The organism is Arsukibacterium sp., assembly GCF_036735525.1.
GTDB lineage: Bacteria > Pseudomonadota > Gammaproteobacteria > Enterobacterales > Alteromonadaceae > Alishewanella.
The window spans coordinates 2,424-3,458 of sequence record NZ_DAINOE010000109.1; the positions used below are offsets into that span (position 1 = coordinate 2,424).

At 48.8% G+C, this 1,035-nt stretch carries 2 protein-coding genes; both read left to right on the forward strand.

Features of this window, described 5'->3' with window-relative positions; all coding sequences use genetic code 11:
- The first annotated feature begins 24 nt into the window (after positions 1-24).
- Positions 25-420 (forward strand): NAD(P)/FAD-dependent oxidoreductase, encoded by a 396-nt coding sequence (locus tag V7D78_RS15245; protein WP_333609318.1) that lies wholly within the window; start codon positions 25-27, stop codon positions 418-420.
- Between the two features lie 91 nt (positions 421-511).
- Positions 512-1,035: TonB-dependent receptor plug domain-containing protein (locus tag V7D78_RS15250; protein ID WP_333609314.1), on the forward strand; the 524-nt coding region annotated here is incomplete at its 3' end.

Consider the following 1,035-nt stretch of genomic DNA (forward strand, 5'->3'; position numbering starts at 1 on the left):
TGAAGGCGAAGCTCATCTCCCTTCCTGACTACCAAATGCATAATGACGCCAATGCAGCACGGCTTGCGTCTGGCGGGTACGGCAGAATTTGCCGGCCTGCACGCCAAACCCGATTATCAGCGCGCGACCGTACTGCAGCAACATGCCGACCAGTTACTGCGCCAGCGCACAACTGCAGTTAAACCAGCAGAAGCTGACTTATCTGCTACCCATGCGGTCTGGGCCGGTAACCGGCCATCATTACCCGACTCATTGCCGGTGCTGGGCCCCTGCCCGCGCCATAGCGGCATTTATTACAACTTTGGCCATCAACATCTGGGCTTAACGCAAGCGGCATTTAGCGCAGAACTGCTGACCAGCTGCCTGCTGAAACAGGCGCCAGCATTTGATTTGACACCATTTCGCATAAATAGATTTTAAATTATATTGTATACAATATACATATTAAGGTATAACAAAGCTGCTTTTTTGCACAACAACACAAGAAAACAACAGGAAGAAGGAAACATTCATGCAACGCGCAAAATTACCACTGTTAATCACGCTACTGCTTGGCTCAACGCATTATCAGGTGTTGGCATCAACCGAACAGGACACCGACCAGCTAGAACGTATTACCATTACAGGCTCACGTTTGAAACAGGTCGATATGGAAGGTGCTAGCCCTATCACCGTGATAAATGCTGCAGATGTAATTGCGGCAGGCTTTAACAATGTTGGCGATGCGCTCAGAGCATCCAATTTTAACTCTTTCGGCTCTTGGGGCGGTGGTGCCAATAATTCCTGGGCATCACAATCGACGGTATCAATGAAAGGCTCTGGTTCAGAGCGCACCCTGGTGTTGCTTGATGGCCAGCGAATGGCCAAATCGCCTGTTATGGACGGCGGTTCAGCTAATCTCAATACCTTGCCAATGGCTGCTGTAGAACGTATCGAAGTATTAAGTGATGGTGCTTCAGCAATTTACGGTACTGATGCTATGGCTGGTGTTATTAACATTATCCTGAAAAAAGATTACAACGGCAGCCAGGTTAG